Source organism: Streptomyces sp. CB02959, assembly GCF_002803155.1.
GTDB lineage: Bacteria > Actinomycetota > Actinomycetes > Streptomycetales > Streptomycetaceae > Streptomyces.
The window spans coordinates 249,785-265,770 of record NZ_NNBP01000011.1; the positions used below are offsets into that span (position 1 = coordinate 249,785).

The window sequence follows — 15,986 nt, forward strand, 5'->3', positions numbered from 1 at the left end:
GAGATCGGTGCAGCGTCAGCGGCAGTTGGTGATCTCCGCCGCTGCGCACACTCGGCGCCAGGCCCGCGCCCCGGACTGGCTCAGCCCAGCGTGTCCATCAGGGAGGTGACATAGGCATCCAGCCGCTCCTCCACGGCTCGCGTCGTCAGCTCTGTCCTTCCTGCCTCCCGCCATGGCTGCGCCACCAACTGCACCTCTTCTGAGCACGCCAGTCCGTCCCGGACCCGCCAGTACAGCCGCTCGCTCGCGGTCGCGGCCAGCATCCCGCCGGCCCCCTCGTACGCCTCGGCGAACCGCTGACCCCACGCCGGGCCGTGCAGTAGCGCGAGATTGGTGGAGCAGTGCGCGACATCGAGATCCGCCGGGCCCCAGGAGGTCGCGGCCCAGTCGACGACGCCGGTGATCCGGGCACCTGCCGGCCTTTGGGGCGACACGTCGAACAGCACATTGCCGGGTTGGAAGTCCCGGTGCAGGAACCGCCCTTCATAGGGCGGCGCGGGCTTGCGGATCACATCGATCGCCGCGGCCCATGCCACCGCGTCGGCACCCTTCGGAGTCACGACGGTGTCGGCGGTCGTCCAGGCCACATACTCCCGGGGCCGCTCGGCGGGTCGCAACGCGTGGATCGCCACGAGTTGGCGGGCCAGCAGAGGAACGCGCGTCTCCAGTCCCTCACCGTCGAGGACCGTCCGGCCCGCCATATGTGTCATGAGGAGCGACGGATACGCGCAATGCGCGGCGGTCGGATCAACCGCGACCAGTCCAGGAGCCGGCACGCCGGTCCCGGTGAGCAGGGTCAGGGCGTCGGCCTCCCTGTTCAGCCAGTCCTCGGCGTGCTCCACGTCGACGAAGGTCCGCAGCACCAGGTCACGGGTGCCTCCGTCCCTGGTGCCGATGGTCAGCCTCCGCATTTCGGCAGTGATGCCGCCGTGCAGCGCCTCGGTTCTGACGATCCGTTCGCCGACCTCCAGGTGCCGGCTCACCCACGCCAGTGTCAACGGTCGGACGGCCCCCGCCTCATCGTGGTTGATCACCGTGCGACCTCGTCATCCGTACGGCAGCACGCCCAAAAGCCTTCAGCGGCATGACCGGCACCTTCCCCTGGACCATCTTGATGCTGGCCGGTCAGGCACTCAGGCGCTGTCAGAACCCGTGAACGTCGCCCGCCCAGGGAACCAGTTGCCTCCCAAGAGGGTCTCGTCTGCGCGCACGACGCGGTCGGCTTCGGACTCGGGCATGGGGGTTGGGCTTGTGCCAGGTGTGCCACGCCAACCCCGATGCCGAGCGCGTACATCCCGCCGGATCCCACCAAGCGGGACTGAACCTCTTCTCCCGCCGGGTCAGTCGGATCCGCGGTCGGTGACGGTGACCAGTGCGAGATGCCCGTCGACGTCGATGTCGTCGGCGTCCCCCTCGGTGAGCAGTGCGGCGTCCAGGCGGTCGAGGCGGACGGACTCCCGGCCGAGGGCGGCCGCCCCTTCCAGGACCACTGCGAGCACGCACGTTCCGGCTTCCGGCCGCACCGCGACGCGGTCGCGCACGATCCGGACCCGCGCCGTCACGTCGGCGCGCCGCACCATGACGTTGAAGTCGACGATCGGGCCGCCGAGCAGCTCGCACTCCGTGTCGGAGTCACCGGAGAAGGCGAACGGCTCGTACGGGGCGGTTATCACGTGCGGGGTGCCGTCGACCGTCAGTGCCATGCCGGGGCCGTCGACGACGGTGATGATCCGGTCCACGCCCTCGAAGACGGAGAACGGTCCGCTCTGCGCGACATCGGCGATGCTGACACGCCAGAGGAAATCGCCGGTCCCCGCTCCCTCGGGACGGGCGGCCACCTCGGTGGTGACACCTCCGCCGTTCTTCCACGGCGCGGGTGTTCTCTCCTGTGCCCGCAGAACCTGTGGTGCCATGTGCTTTCCTTCCGGATCGGACGGCCGCCGAGCCGTTCCTCACGGCTCGGCTGGCCCGGACAAGAGGAGAGGGCCCGCGGGTCGGGCTGCGAACCCGGACCTTGAGGCCCGCGCCACCGCACCCTACGCGACGGCCTCGTCGAGGTCCGGGGCGAGCTTTTGTGTACCTGGCCGAGCACATCAAACGGTTCGGCGAGTACAGCACCCGCGAACTCGGCACCCAGCCCAAGGCGTACGGCCCCGCGCTCGACATCGACTTCACCCAGCTACGCGACCAGGAATCCGCCGCCAGCTCGACCGGCCGGACCTCTTCAACCACCTCTTCAACCGGCTCAACCGAGGCAGTCACCTCACTCTTCAGGTGCTACTTCCATGACTGGGAGTTGCACCAGTACAGACCCGCCTCGGGCTGCGGCGTTCATCCGGCGGTGTCGGACGCCGGTGTCGGCTGGGGCTGGGTGAGGTTGTCCATTACCAGTCCGAGGGTGAAATCGAACCGGTCGTGTCCGGTGCCGGAGGTCAGTTCAGCGGCATAGCGTCGAGTCTGCGGAAACGTGTCGGCCGGCAGCGCGGTGAACCGGCTGATCAGCTCCTCGCGGCCGAGGACCCATTCCTGGTCCGGGTGTCTGCGCCGCTGCTGGACCAGCGACTGCTCCAAGGTGTAGGCGCCGACGTAGAGGGACAGGGCATCGAGCGCCCAGGCGGCGCGCTGCGGTGCGATTCCGCCGGCGAGCAGGATCGCCAGAAGCCCTTCCTTGACCCGCAACGTGGAGAGGTTGGTCGGGACTACGCCCAGCGCGGCACGGGAGACGCCGGGGTACTTCAGGTACTGGTCGCGGATCTGCGCGTACACGTCGAGGATCTGCTTGCGCCACGTGGCCGGGTCGGGTTCGGGCAGCACGACCTCGGAGCAGAGCCGGCCGACGAGCAGATCGTCGATGTCCTCTTTGCTGACGATGTGCGCGTACAGAGACGACGGCCCGGTGCCGAGTACCGCGGCGACTCGGCGGATGGTCAGTGCGTCGTAGCCCTCGGTGGCCACGACCTGCAGGGCGGCGTCGGTGATCCGGTCGACCGTGATGGGCTTCTTGCGTGGCGACGCCGCTGAGGGCTCCCCAGCGGGCTGGGCGTGACGAGCTGCTCGGCGTTGCCGGGGATCGGAGGGCATGCCGATCACTATAGCTTGACACGATCTAAGTTCTCCAAGTAGAGCTTAGATCGTACATGTAGAACTAAGTTCGTCTCTGCGTGGTGCGCGTATCCCCTGCTCAGGTCCTGAGCAGGGTTCGGAAAGTCCGTTCAGGAGGTGTGTGGTGCGAGTTTCTGTGGTCGGAGCCGGTCTGGGAGGTCTGTGCTTGGCACAGGGTCTGCGTGGTGCCGGGATCGAGGCCGACGTGTACGAGCGGGACCCGGCGATCACCGCGCGGTTCCAGGGCTACCGGCTCGTGCTGAGCCCGATGGGGTTCGAGGCGCTGCGCGGTTGTCTGCCGCCGCGCTGGCACCCGCTGCTGGACGCGATCGTCGGTGACGCCTATGCCGAGCAGCTGATCCTGGACCCGCAGCTGAACCGGATCGGCGCGCTCGGCCCCGGTAGGACCGGGATCGTGATCGACCGGCACGTGCTGCGGCACCTGCTGCTGACCGGACTCACCGTGCGCACCGGGGCCGCGCTGACCGGCTACGACGTGCTGGACGACGGCAGGGTCGAAGCCCGGTTCGCGCACGGCGACCCGGCCACCGCCGACCTGCTCGTCGGGGCGGACGGGGTCGGCTCCGCCGTGCGCGCGGTGCTCTCGCCGCAGACCACCGCCACCGACACCGGCGCCCGGTTCGTCATCGGCCGTACCCCGCTGACCGAGCGCTTTGCCACCCTGGCGCCGGCCTTCGGCTCGAAGATCGCCGGGGACGGGGTGAGCCTGATGCTCGGAGCGATGCGTTTCCGTACCCCGCCGAAGCAGGCGGCCGAGGAACTGGCGCCCGAGGTGACCCTCCCCGACATCCGCGACTACGTGCGCTGGGCCATGCTCCTGCCGCCGAACGGCTCGCTCGGCGCCGCGACCGCGCAGGAGGCCGCGCTGTCCAGAATGGAGGGCTGGCATCCGGACCTGCAGGCGCTCATCGAGCAGGCCGACCCGGACAACAGCACCCTGCTGTCCATCCGGGTGGTCGAGCCCCGCGAGCGCTGGGCGCCCGGTCCGGTCACGCTGCTCGGAGACGCCATCCACGCCACCTCCCCGACCGGCGGCAACGGCGCGAACACCGCCCTGCGCGATGCCGATCTGCTGCGCCGCTGCCTGACCGAGGCCGTCGGGCGCCGCCAAGACCTCCTCGGTGCGGTCGGCGACTACGAGCGGCAGATGTTCGAGTACGGGGGCGAGGCCGTGCGCCACAGCCTTGCCGCGCTACCCGCCTTCGTCCCGAACTCGGAACGACCCGAGCCGGCATAGGTTCGAGGCAGCCGAAATGCGTTGCCCTGCCGGCGCTCCGGTCGGCATACTCGCGGCCGTGATTGCCGAAGACGACCCCACCGTTGCCACCGTCGTCCTGCCCGTCAGCGTGCGCGACCTGCTGCCCCGGGATCTGCCTGCGTGCGCGTGGTCCGGCTCGGCCACCCATCTGCGCCAGGTGGAGCGAGAGTTGGCGCGCGCCGCGGCGGGCGAGGTGGACTACCTGGCTGTCTGCACCCCGGTGGATCTTCCGGTGGCGATCGGCGGAATCGACTACCAGGTTTCCGAGGGAGCCGGAACCCTGTGGCAGCTCGCCGTACTCCCGGCACTCCAGTCCCGCGGCCTGGGAACGCTGCTGATCCGGGCTGCCGAACAGCGGATCAGGGACCGCGGCCTGCGCAGCGCCGAACTCGCCGTGGAGGAGGACAACCCTCGGGCCCGCGCCCTGTACGAGCGCCTGGGCTATGCCGCGTACGGCCGCGCGCCGGATGCCTGGGACGAGGAAGGGCCGGACGGGTCGATCCGTCGCCACGAGACGATGTGCGTTCTCCTGCGCAGGGACCTTTGAGCACGCGCCCGGTGTTACGGGCTCAAAAGACGGCTCGGTTTCGTCCCCGGCTCACCCCACCGGAGTCGGGTCCGGCTCCGGGCGAACGGCGGCAGTCGGTCGTTGCCGCTTGAGCGCCTGGCGTCCGGACATCAGCCGCACACCGACCACCGTGGTCGCCGCGAAGGCCAACATCCCGCAGCCGATGGCGATCCCCGCGGCCAGTGCGGTGCGCCGGTCCAGGCCCGCATAGCGTTCGAAGAGCGCCCCGGCGACGGCGGAGAAGAGCGGGGCCAGGCACAGTGCGACCAGATGCAGTCGCCACTCCTCGCGCGCCCAACTCCTGCCGTCCCGGCCCGCCCGCCGTTGGCAGACGAACACGATGAGGTAGGTCGCGAGGAACGGGATCAGGTAGGCGGCCAGCAGGCGGTGTCCCGTGGCGCCCCATCCCAGGAGGGACTTGGCGATCCAGACGAGGGCCGGCACGCCGACCACGTGGGCCGCGGCGAGCACGGGCAGCGGCACCCAGGTGCCGCGCACCCCGGGGGCGGTGTCCCGCTTGTCCATGGCGCGGGAGGCGAGCAGCGCCCCGAAGGTGACGACCGATCCGAGGTGCATGACCGCGACGCGGTTGACTTCCTCCATGGAGAGTCCCGGCAGGAGGACCGGCAGCGCGCCCCATTCGAGGCGCAGCAGCGGCGCGGTCATCAGGTAGCCGTAGCAGAGCAGCATCCACCGCTGGTGCAGGTCGGGAAGGCCGCCGACGGCGGCGAGGATGCCGAAGGTGACGCTCAGGACGGTGCCGACGAGGATGGTGGCGAGGACGATCCAGAACGCCGGCCCGCTGAAGGCGTCGCGCGGCGCGGTCCGTGCCAGATAGACCGCGGCGCCCGCCATCGAGGCGTACACCGTCAGCGCGAACACCACGCCCAGGGCGCGATGCAGCCGGACGCGCCGCCGGATCGCCGAGAGCAGTTGCACGGGCCCGAGCAGCATCAGGACGCCGCCCAGCACCGAATGGAGGATCAGCGCGACCAGGCTGCGTCCGTACGGGCCGATGCGGGTGGCGAGCGCGTCGGCGACGTACCGCGGTGACACCGCCCGGCCCAGCAGCCATTCGCCGACGGCCGGGGCGCCCCGGTGCGCGTACGGCCACAGTTCGGTCATCGCGATCGGTGCGTACCCCACACAGACGGCGACCACGGCGATGGTGGCCGTGCGCCGCCAAGTGGCCCTCCGCGGACGGTTCATGGCGACTCCCTGGATCGCGGCCCTGTCCCTGACTGGCCCGGTGGCCGATGATGGTCCTTACTGGATGGTCCTTACTGGATGGTCCTAAATGGACTGTCGCGAACGTAAGGGGGATCCGTGCCGGGGTCAATGGGCGGTGCTGTTTCTCCCCTGCGCGCCGGCAGGACACATGTGGCGTCGGCGGAGAAATGGGGAGTGGTGCGGGGGAGTGGTCGAGTGCCTCAAGTGGCGTTGTCTGTACGGCGGATGACCGGTGGGGCGGGCCGTCGGGTTCGGAGCGGTCGTTCCTGGATTACAGTCAGGCGTCCTGTTCGCCCCGCTGCTCCACCCACTGCCAGAAATCAATCATCATCCGCTCGTAGCGGATGCCGAACTCCAGCGCCTCGCGCTGCCCCCGTGACAACAACTCCCCTACGCTCTCGGCGAGTTCCTCGTACTCGGCGAGGGTGCTGTGGTGGGCTTCGAGCTGCACGGGGGAGTGGACCTCCGGCCGTCCGCCGAACCACAGCTTGAGGACGCCGCGCTCCCGCGCCTCGACGGGGACGACGGCCGAGTCGGTGAGCCACTCCTGCAAGGCAGCCCGGCCCGCCGGAGTCAGTTTCAGCAGCCGCCGGTTGCGCCCGCCCGCCTGCCGGGACTCCGACAACAGGCCGGCCGCGACGAGCCGGTCGCACTGCGCGTAGACCTGTGCGTGCGGCATCGACCAGAAGCGGGCCACCGTGCTGGCGGCCGCGACCTTGATGTCGTACGGGCTGGCCTCGCCCAACTGGTCGATGAAGCCGAGCACGAGGAAGGACGGCGTGGTCAGGCGGGGGTCAGCCTGGGGTGAATCAGCCATGCCGTGACCGTATCGCGGCGCGGCGTCCGGGTGGAGCGCCCTCCGGGCGGGCGACGCCGCCTCACCCGGCCGCCCTCCGACGCGCCCGCGCCGGCCGGCTGTTGTGCCAGACCGCGGCGACCACCAGGGCACAGCCCGCGGCCTGGGTCGGGGTCGGGCGTTCGCCGATCGCGACGCCGAGCGCGAAGGCCATCACCGGCTGCAGCAGCAACAGCGCGGCGCCGACGCTCGGTGCCAGTCCCGGCAACGCGGAGGTGATCAGGAGCCAGGCAAGGACCTGTCCGACGACGGCGAGGGTGATCAGCCAACCCCACGCCGGCCAGCCCGGATTCAGGTCGATCCCGGTCCACAGTCCGCCCGCCACCGCAGCCGTCACCGCGGCCGCCGCGGTCGACAGGCACACCGGGGCGAGGGTGTGGTCCCGTCCGCCGCCCAGTCGCATGAGGAAGAGATATCCCGCGTAGGCCACCCCCGCCGCCGTTCCGTACGCCACCCCGGCCACCGGGTCGCTGCCGGGTTGCGCATGCCCGATCGCCCCGCTCGCCAGAGCCACCCCGACCAGCATCACCGGGGCCATCAGGACGAACCGCCGCGACAGCCGGATGCCCGACACCAGCCGGGCGAGCAGGGGGAAGACCACCACCTGGACGTTGAGCAGCACCGTGGACACCGAGGCGCCCACGGCCAGGACGCTGGCCGCCCAGAGCACCATGTCGACGCCGAGCAGTACCCCGGCACCGACGTCCATCACCTGGTAGCGCACCGGCCGCGGACCGATCCGCCGCACCTCCCGCCAGGCAAGCGGAACGAGGAGGAACAGCGCCAGTGCGCAGCGCAGGAACGCCGCCGTCCCGGCGTTCGTACCGGAGAGCTTCATGAAGACGGCCGAGGCGGAGATGCACGCCGACCCCGCGACGGCCCGCACCACGGGATTCCCCGCCCGGCCGCCTGGTGGGGAATCCCGTGGTGCGGCGCCAATGGACCCGGACTCGGACTCGGACTCGGCCCCGGATCCGGACTCGGACCCGGGCCCGGACTCGGACCCGGATCCGGGCCGTATCCGAGGCCGCGACGACGTCTTTCGTGACTCCCTCCCGGTCCGCGGGCCCGCCCCCGACCCGGATGTCACCGCCTTGTCTCCAGTCGTCATGGCATCCACTGTGCCGGGCCCGACCGTAAACGAAAAGCAATGATTCAAGCCCAATAATCGGTAGCATCCGTAATGTGTTCAGCATTGACCGGCTCCGGGCGCTCGCCGCCGTCGCGGCCCACGGATCGATCGCCCAGGCGGCCCGCGCCCTGCATCTGACGCCGTCCGGCGTCTCCCAGCAGCTCGCCAAACTCGAACGCGAGGCGGGCCACTCCCTCCTCCAACCGCACGGCCGCAGCGTCCGCCTGACCCACGCCGGCCGTGTCCTGGCCGCCCACGCCGACCGTCTGATCGCTCAACTGGCGTCCGCAGAAGCCGACTTGGCGGCCCTCGGTAGTGAGGTCCTGGGGCCTGTCCGTATCGGCGGCGTGGGCAGCGCGGTCCGTACCCTGCTCCCCGACGCGCTCGCCGCCCTCGCCGCCGCGCACCCCCGCCTCGTCCCCACGGTCGTCGACGGCGAGGCCGTCGACCTGCTGCCCCGCCTCGCCGGCGGCGAACTGGACCTGCTCCTCGTCGAGAGCTGGGCACCCCGGCCCCTCACCGTCCCCGAAGGCATCACCCTCCGCACCCTCGTCAGCGAAGAGGTCTACGTCGCCCTCTCCGCGCACCACCCGCTCGCCGACCGCGCCACCCTCGACCTCACCGCCCCCGCCGACCTCGGTGAACTCGCCGACACCGCCTGGGCCTGCTGCCCACCCGGAACGGAGGCGTACGAGGCCCTCGTCCAGACACTCCGCGCCCGCGGCATCGAACCCGACATCCGCCACCTCCTCGCCGACCACCCCACCCAACTCGCCCTGGTCTCCCGCAACCTCACCGCCTGTCTCGCCCCCGCCATGTCCCGGCGGCCCGCCCCGCCCGGCGTACGGTTCCTCCCCACCCGCCCCGCCCTCCGCCGCGACATCCGCGTCGCCTGGCCCGCCCGCGTGCAGAGCCCACCGGTCCGGGCCTGCCTGAGTGCCCTGGCGACTGCCGTGCCGGGAGCGTCGAAGGGTGAGTGGGAAGAGTGAGCGGGAAGGGCGAGTCAGAAGGGTGAGCGGGAAGGGCGGGGGCGGGGGAGCGGGTGGGGTGCGAGTGGGGGTGCCGGCCGCGGGGGCCGGTTCACGTCACGGCCGGACCGTCTCCTCCCATGCGATCCGGTGGAAGTGCAGCGCGCGGAACATCTCCTCGGGTGCCGGGAAGGCGGGCGCGGGCAGTTCGCTCTTGCCCGCCTTGACCTTGTTGACGGTCGCGGCGTTCAGCCCGATCGCCTCCACTCGCGGCCGCCGCAGCGCCTCGTAGGCGGCGAACGCCTCGTGGTGCGTGGGGAGATCGCGCAGACAGCGGGCCAGTTCGACGGCGCTCTCGATGGCGAGTGAGGCGCCCTGCCCGGAACTGGAGGACGGCGCGTGCACCGCGTCGCCCACCAGCACCATCCGTCCCCGGGACCAGTGCGGTACGGACGGCATCCGCTCCATCTGGCCGACCACCATCAGCGCGTCGGGGTCGGTGTGCCGCAGCAGTTGCTCGCCCGGGACGTGGCCGGCGTACAGATCGCGGAGCTTGTCCAGCCATGCGGTGGCGGGTACCCGCGCCAGGTCCTCCTGGCTCGGCGGGGTGTCGCTGGGCAGTCCGGCGAACCAGATCAACCGTCCGTCCGGGCCCCGCCAATAGCCCATGAAGGCGCGGCCGAACGCGAAGTACATGGTGCCCGGTGCGACTTCGACCTCGGCCTCGACGCCGCTGTCCGCCGCCGTCAGGCCGCCGAAGCTCAGCACCCCGCCGTACTCCGGCGCGGGCGCCTGCGGGTCGATGACCGTGCGGACGGCGGAGCGGATGCCGTCGGCGCCGATCAGGAGGTCGGCGGTCGCGGAGGTCCCGTCGGCGAAGTGGGCGGTGACCCCGTCGGACGTCTCCTCGGCGTCGACGAACCGCTTCCCGTAAACGAACCGGACGCCCTCGCCGACCGCGTGATCGGTGAGGGCCCGGAACAGCTGGTCGCGCGGCATCGTCATGGTGGCGGGCAGTTCGGGGAAGCCGTCGAAACTCGTGAGGTGGCGGCCGGCGCCGTCCGCCATCACCATCCCGGGCACCGGCTGTCCCACCGCCCGCACCGCCGCGTCGGCACCGACCGTCGCCAGCGCCGCCAGCCCGTTGGGCGCCAGGCCCAGCCACGCCCCGACGCCGTCCGCCGCGGTCGGGTACGCCTCGTAGACCGTCGCCGCGATGCCCGCCTTGCGCAGCGCGAGCGCCGCCACGGGCCCCGCCACCCCGCCCCCGATGACGAGTGCCGTCCGTATGCCGGTGCCGTGGCCGTTGCGGCCGCCGTTGTTGTTCATTACCCCTCCCACAGGAAGTGCCTGACCTGACGCGCCACATAGTTGCAAAGAAACTAGTCTCAATGCAACTAGTTCGTGTGATGACTACGATGACCTGCATGACCGCCCCCGTGAAGAGCTCGCCGCTCGGCCTGACCGTGCTGGCGCTGCTGCACCACCGTCCGCTGCACCCGTACGGCATCCAGCAACTGCTCAAGCAGTGGGGCAAGGAGCAGGTGGTCAACGTCGGCCAGCGGGCCGGGCTCTACCGCACCATCGAGCGGCTTCAGGCCGGCGGGCTGATCGCCGTCCGGCACACCGAGCGGGACCAGCAGTACCCCGAGCGGACCGTCTACGAGGTCACCGACGAGGGCCGGGCGGTCACCCGCGAGTGGCTGGAGCAGATGCTGGCGGTGCCCAAGGCGGAGTTCCCGGTGTTCCCGGCGGCACTGTCGAACATGCTGATGCTCAGCCCCGACGAGGTGGCGCCGATCCTGGACCGGCGGCTGGCACGGATCACGGTCCAGCGCGCCGACCTGGAGCGCCAGACCGCCGCGGCCCCCGACGGACTCCCGCGCATCACGCTGATCGAGAACGAGTACCTGCTCGCCGTCCTCCGTGCCGAGGAACGCTGGCTGCGCGGGGTGATCGACGACCTGCGGAACGGCAGCCTGACGTGGTCCCGGGAGATGCTGGTGGCGTTCGAGGCAGCGTCCGAGCAGCCGGATGCGGACGCGGCCGAACAGACCTCGCGGAGCGGGGAGTCGAGCGGCGGCGCATGACCGCGGAACCACATACGCCGCCGGGAACTTCCGCTACGCGGGCCGACGCCCGAAGGCGGTGGTCACCAGGCGCATGTAGCGGGACCAGTCCCACAGCGGGCCGGGGTCGGTGTGGTCGGCACCGGGCACCTCGTTGTGGCCGATGATGTGCCGGCGGTCGACGGGGATGCGGTAGCGGTGGCAGATCGCGGCGGTCAGGACGGCGGACCGTTCGTAGAGCGCATCGGTGAACCAGCGGGGTTCGTCGACCCGCCCCTCGTGCTCCACGCCGATGCTGCGCCAGTTGTACGCGGTGTTCCCGGCGTGCCAGGCGACGTCCTGCTCGCGTACGCACTGGGCGAGGTAGCCGTCCTGGGACCGCACGGTGTAGTGGGCGGAGGCGTGGTAACCGGGGCGGCCGAACAGCATCAGGGTGTCGGGGAAGGTCTCCTGCGTGACGTGCACGATCACCAACCGCACCGGGTGGCCGGTCGGACGGTCGGCGGGGGTGTAGTTGGTGATGTCGGCGGGCACCCACTGTGCCTGGGGATAGCCCGGCGCGGTGCCGTTGGTGCCCTGGCCCGGGGCGCCTGAGCTTGAACAGGCCGTGGTGGCGGCGAGCGCCGCCATCCCCGTCACAAGGTGCCGACGGGTGAGCGCCTGCTCGTCGCCGGTCACCGGAGACCGGTTCCGAAGGGGGAGAAGCACGGACGCATCGTGGGACGCTCCCTGGGGCCGCAACGTCTGACGCAGGCGGAAGGCGCGGCTGCGCTCCCCGCAACGTACCCGCGCCCCGTAGCGCCTCCCGACTCCGACACGGGCCCGCGTCAGGTGGCCACCCGCTGGGCACCGGCACGGGTTTCGCCTCCGGTCGCCGTGCGGTGTGCGCGTTGTGCCCACCGGACGGCGAACGGCGCGGCCAGTCCCCTCAGGGCGAACAGCGCGCCCACGACGTACCACCCGGGGCGCCCCCAGGTGATGCAGAGGGCGATCAGCAGACCCGGCCCGACGGCTTCGGACAGTCCGGCGCCCAGGCCGAACACCCCGAGGTACTGGCCGGTGGCCTGGGTTGGGGCGAGGGCGAAGGACACCTCGAAGCCGGCGGCGGAGTGCCACAGCTCGCCGATCGTGTGGATGACCACGGCGGCCAGGAGCAGCGCCGCCGCGGCCCAGTCCGGGATGCCTGCGGTGAGGGCGAGGAGTGCGCAGGAGAGGAGGAAGGCGATGCCCGAGCGGCGGTAGGCGTTCCCGCCGGCGGTGGGGGTGTCGATGTGGCGACTGGCGCGCACCTGGAACGCGATGACGATGACGGTGTTGACGAGCATGGTGCCCGACACCAGCCAGCGCGGGGCGGTGGTGGCCTGGACCAGCCACAGCGGAACGGCCACGGTGAGGACCTTGAACTGGATGGCCATGATGCCGTCGACGTGGTGGCCGTGGTGCTACGAGGTCTGTGCCGGGCGGTGTGCCGGAATGCCGACGAGGGAGGCGATATGGGCCGGGACCGGGCGGGCGTGCTCGGTGAGCACGTCGATGAAGGCGGCGGTGAGCGCATCTGGCTGGCTGCGGGTGTACGCCGCCAAGGGGCGCCGGACCGGAGGGTCGGGCAGCAGGACCCGGGCGACCAGGTGCGCGGGGATCATGTTCGCGGGGAGCAGCGTCGGGCCCACCCCGGCCAACGCCAGTTGGAGTGCGGCCGCCGTCTGCTGCGTGCGCGCCGCGACCTGCGGACGGAATCCGGCGCTCGCACACGCATGGTCGAAGACCTTCGACAAACCATTCGGCTCGGTGAAGTGGATCCATTCGCGTGTCGCGAGTTCGGAAAGGCTGAGCCGGGAACCCGCCCGCCAGATCAGGGGATCGTCAGCGGCCAGAACGACAACGAACTCTTCCGATTCAAGCGGAAAGATGGGGCCCGTCCAGTCAATGGGCGGTGGGCCGATGGCCACATCCGCCTGACCGGCCTCCAAGGTGAGTTGGAGTTCGCTGTCATGCAGTTTTTCGACCAGCGACAGGCGAACTCCGGGGTGCGCCCGCCGCCATACGCCTAAAACGGTGGGCAGCACGCCGAGGCTCACCGAATGCAACGTGGCCAGGCGCAGCTCGCCACCGTGCGCGTTGGTCACGCGCAGGGCCGCCGAGCGGGCGTTGTCGACCTCGACCAGTGCCCCACGGGCGTGCGGGAGTATCGCCCGGCCCAGTGGGGTGGGGGTGATCGGGCGGATACCGCGCTCGATCAGGGGCCCGCCGCAGGACCGTTCCAGGATCTGCAACTGGCGTGACAGGGCGGGTTGCGAGACGTGCAGTCGCTCGGCGGCCTTGGTGAACGATCCCGTGTCCACGATGGTCACCAGGTACTGAAGCTGTCTCAAGGTCATGGCCATGACGTGAGGTTATAAGATCCATGATCAAGTGACCGTGGGTGACTCGCCTGTGGCTCAGGCGTGACTTCCACATGACTTCCGCTGTCATCGCGGCTGAGCTACGCCTCGCGGCGTCCACGGACATCTCCCCTTGCTTTCCGGGTGATTCGGCGGAGCAGGGATGCCGCGGGCTGTGCGTCACGTCACTGTTGTGGTGCGTGGGGGAGCGATGATTCTCGTGTGACGCGGCAGTCTCCACTGCCGTAACCCCATTCCTTGCGTGAGCCAGACCTGAGTGTGGAAGAGGAGCGAGTCCCATGCACATCGTGATCAGTGAGTTCATGAGCCTGGACGGCGTGGTGCAGGCGCCGGGCGGAGCGGACGAGGACCGGGACGGCGGCTTCGCCCACGGCGGCTGGTCGCACCGGTTCTTCGATCCGGAGATCGTGGGCGGGGCCTTCGCCGCGGCGTTGGACAAGGCCGAGGCGCTGCTGTTCGGGCGCCGCACCTGGCAGACGATGGCCGCGGCGTGGCCCGAGCGGGCCGGCGACCCGTTCGCCGACCGGATGAACACCATCCCGAAGTACGTGGTGTCCAAGACGCTCGGCGCCGACGACCTGACGTGGGACAACACCGAGCTCATCCCGGGTGACCAGGCCGTCGCCCGGATCCGCGAGCTGCGCGCGAGCGACGGCGGCAACCTGCTGGTGATGGGAAGTCCCACGCTCGTCCGCACCCTGCTGAGCGAGGGCCTGGTCGACGAACTGCGGCTCGTCGTCATGCCGGTGCTCCTCGGCGGCGGGAAGAGGATCTTCCCGGACGACGGTGCGCTGCGGGCGTGGGAGCTGGTGTCCACGGTCAGCGGCGGTACCGGAGCCCAGGTGTGCATCTATCGGCCGGCCGCCGAGGGGTAAGGCCGGACGGGCGGACCGGCGCGGGCTGGGAGTGGGGGCGAAAGGCCGCAACCCTGCGGCCAGGCGGTGCCGGGCGCGCTCCCAGCCGGACGCCGGCGCCGCCCGTACGCCACGGTCGTCATGGCGGCAACGGCTCCCACCGGACCGGCGGCGCTCAGGGACGGTCCGGTGGAACACGGTCGGAGAGGCTCCAGCAGACAGTACGGAGCTGGTGGGGAGGGGCCCGGACCGGGCGGTAGTGTGCCCGCATGGGCTGGCGGGGACCGACGTATCGGACGGTGGACGGGGAGCGGATCGACGGGGCCTGGTGCCATGTCTGGTGGCGGAATCACCATGACGACCAGTACTTCCTCGACGACCTGGTCGTCTTCGCGGACGGGCTGATCAGTGGCCGTGAGCGCACGGACCTGGCCGGCCTCAAGGGGCTGCTGGCCTCGGGCCGCCTCTCGCCGACGGATCCGGGCATGCCCGACCCGTCCCCTCCGCCGTCGAAGTGGCGCTCCAGGTCCGGCGGACCGCTGACCCCCGAGGGGTTCCTCCTCGACGTCGCGGACAAGGTCGCGGAACTCGGCGGCCGCCCCACGGCCGCGCAGCGCTGCTGGGAGGCGATCCGGTGTTTCCAGCAGGACCCGAGCGCAGCCCACCGGGCACTGCTCCGACGCGCCTACGTCGCGATTCCTCCCCATCAACGCATCTACGTCCTGGGCGACATGGACCTCCAGGACCGTCCGTTGCGGATCCTGGTCACGGACGTGGGCGACGCCGTGGACGGTGACGGGCCGGTGGTGACGGAGCAGATGCACCGGGAAGCCCTGGAGTACTTCGACCGGACCGACGCGGCGGTCGCGTGCGAAGCGGAGCACCGCGCCGTCCACCATGCCGACGACCCCACCGAACCCGTTCCCGCCACGGCTTTCACCTCGTACGAAACCGTCTATCCCAAAGGCTGGCCGGACACGCTCGGCCCGTATGTGCTGCGCAACGCGTACCCGGCGCCGGTCGTCTTCGGCGGCCGGACGTACCCGTCCGTACTGCATGCCTACTGGGCGCTGTCGGCGGCCGATCCCGCGGACCACGACCGGATCAGGGACGCGGAGGAGGGCCGGGCGGCGCAGGAACTCGGCGGGCGGGTGGCGCGGCGGGCGGACTGGCACCGCATGCGGGTTGCCGTGATGGGCGCCCTGCTGGAGGCGAAGTTCACCCAGCACCCGGAACTCGCCCAGGTTCTGCTCGCCACCGGCGACAGCGTGATCGGCTACACCGGGTGCACCGACTCGCCCTTCTGGCGGGACGTGCCCGACCAGCGGGGACGCAACTGGATGGGGCGCCTGCTCGAACTGACCCGGGCCAAGCTCGCCGCCGGGCCGCTGCTGCCGGACTGACCGCCTTGCCGCCGGTGTCAGAGGGGTAGCACCACCCGCATGTCGAGTCCGCCGCCTTCGCGTGGCTCGGCGGTGATGGCGCCGTCGTGGGCCCGGACCACCGAGCGGACGATGGACAGGCCC

Annotated in this window: 16 protein-coding genes; 6 read left to right on the plus strand and 10 right to left on the minus strand. The window is 71.0% G+C overall.

What is annotated here, in order from left to right:
• Positions 1-80: 80 nt before the first annotated feature.
• The 3 genes from CG747_RS19990 to CG747_RS20000 all read right to left on the minus strand — a co-directional run bounded on the left by CG747_RS19990 (position 81) and on the right by CG747_RS20000 (position 3,081).
• Positions 81-983 (minus strand): phosphotransferase family protein, encoded by a 903-nt coding sequence (locus CG747_RS19990; RefSeq protein ID WP_257980544.1) that lies wholly within the window; start codon positions 981-983, stop codon positions 81-83.
• A 357-nt stretch (positions 984-1,340) separates the two neighbouring features.
• On the minus strand, positions 1,341-1,913 hold the full coding sequence (locus CG747_RS19995; protein ID WP_100603120.1) for a HutD family protein: 573 nt from the start codon (positions 1,911-1,913) through the stop codon (positions 1,341-1,343).
• A 418-nt stretch (positions 1,914-2,331) separates the two neighbouring features.
• Positions 2,332-3,081: a TetR/AcrR family transcriptional regulator gene (locus CG747_RS20000; protein ID WP_100603163.1), complete on the minus strand. Its 750-nt coding sequence runs from the start codon at positions 3,079-3,081 to the stop codon at positions 2,332-2,334.
• Positions 3,082-3,238: 157 nt separating this feature from the next.
• On the opposite strand from CG747_RS20000, the gene CG747_RS20005 reads away from it, so the two are divergent.
• Both CG747_RS20005 and CG747_RS20010 read left to right on the plus strand, forming a co-directional pair.
• Positions 3,239-4,360 (plus strand): NAD(P)/FAD-dependent oxidoreductase, encoded by a 1,122-nt coding sequence (locus tag CG747_RS20005; protein ID WP_257980558.1) that lies wholly within the window; start codon positions 3,239-3,241, stop codon positions 4,358-4,360.
• 16 nt (positions 4,361-4,376) lie between these two features.
• Positions 4,377-4,928 (plus strand): N-acetyltransferase, encoded by a 552-nt coding sequence (locus CG747_RS20010; protein WP_100603122.1) that lies wholly within the window; start codon positions 4,377-4,379, stop codon positions 4,926-4,928.
• Positions 4,929-4,979: 51 nt separating this feature from the next.
• Here CG747_RS20010 and CG747_RS20015 read toward each other — a convergent pair whose 3' ends face one another.
• The 3 genes from CG747_RS20015 to CG747_RS20025 all read right to left on the minus strand — a co-directional run bounded on the left by CG747_RS20015 (position 4,980) and on the right by CG747_RS20025 (position 7,921).
• Complete coding sequence (locus tag CG747_RS20015; RefSeq protein WP_100603123.1) at positions 4,980-6,158, minus strand: DUF2306 domain-containing protein; 1,179 nt, start codon at positions 6,156-6,158, stop codon at positions 4,980-4,982.
• Between the two features lie 298 nt (positions 6,159-6,456).
• The gene (locus CG747_RS20020; RefSeq protein ID WP_100603124.1) at positions 6,457-6,996 is read right to left on the minus strand and encodes a PadR family transcriptional regulator; all 540 of its coding nucleotides are present in this window, start codon (positions 6,994-6,996) and stop codon (positions 6,457-6,459) included.
• A gap of 61 nt (positions 6,997-7,057) precedes the next feature.
• Entirely contained in the window at positions 7,058-7,921 is an 864-nt protein-coding gene (locus CG747_RS20025; protein ID WP_257980545.1) for a DMT family transporter, read from the minus strand.
• Between the two features lie 299 nt (positions 7,922-8,220).
• On the opposite strand from CG747_RS20025, the gene CG747_RS20035 reads away from it, so the two are divergent.
• Positions 8,221-9,156 (plus strand): LysR family transcriptional regulator, encoded by a 936-nt coding sequence (locus tag CG747_RS20035; RefSeq protein ID WP_100603127.1) that lies wholly within the window; start codon positions 8,221-8,223, stop codon positions 9,154-9,156.
• Between the two features lie 96 nt (positions 9,157-9,252).
• On the opposite strand, the gene CG747_RS20040 is transcribed toward CG747_RS20035, so the two are convergent.
• The gene (locus tag CG747_RS20040; protein ID WP_100603128.1) at positions 9,253-10,464 is read right to left on the minus strand and encodes an FAD-dependent monooxygenase; all 1,212 of its coding nucleotides are present in this window, start codon (positions 10,462-10,464) and stop codon (positions 9,253-9,255) included.
• Positions 10,465-10,562: 98 nt separating this feature from the next.
• Here CG747_RS20040 and CG747_RS20045 point away from each other — a divergent pair, with 98 nt between their 5' ends.
• Entirely contained in the window at positions 10,563-11,225 is a 663-nt protein-coding gene (locus CG747_RS20045) for a PadR family transcriptional regulator (RefSeq protein WP_257980546.1), read from the plus strand.
• Between the two features lie 33 nt (positions 11,226-11,258).
• Here the strand turns inward: CG747_RS20045 and CG747_RS20050 are convergent, their stop codons facing one another.
• The 3 genes from CG747_RS20050 to CG747_RS20060 form a co-directional block, all read right to left on the minus strand.
• Positions 11,259-11,834, minus strand: coding sequence for an N-acetylmuramoyl-L-alanine amidase (locus CG747_RS20050; RefSeq protein ID WP_100603164.1), 576 nt, complete (start codon positions 11,832-11,834; stop codon positions 11,259-11,261).
• Positions 11,835-12,031: 197 nt separating this feature from the next.
• A complete protein-coding gene (locus CG747_RS20055) occupies positions 12,032-12,619 on the minus strand; it encodes a hypothetical protein (protein WP_257980547.1) in 588 nt (195 codons plus the stop codon).
• Between the two features lie 27 nt (positions 12,620-12,646).
• Positions 12,647-13,588: a LysR family transcriptional regulator gene (locus CG747_RS20060; protein WP_100603130.1), complete on the minus strand. Its 942-nt coding sequence runs from the start codon at positions 13,586-13,588 to the stop codon at positions 12,647-12,649.
• A 296-nt stretch (positions 13,589-13,884) separates the two neighbouring features.
• On the opposite strand from CG747_RS20060, the gene CG747_RS20065 reads away from it, so the two are divergent.
• Entirely contained in the window at positions 13,885-14,481 is a 597-nt protein-coding gene (locus tag CG747_RS20065) for a dihydrofolate reductase family protein (RefSeq protein ID WP_100603131.1), read from the plus strand.
• Between the two features lie 248 nt (positions 14,482-14,729).
• A complete protein-coding gene (locus tag CG747_RS20070; RefSeq protein WP_100603132.1) occupies positions 14,730-15,863 on the plus strand; it encodes an NADAR family protein in 1,134 nt (377 codons plus the stop codon).
• Positions 15,864-15,986 lie beyond the last annotated feature (123 nt).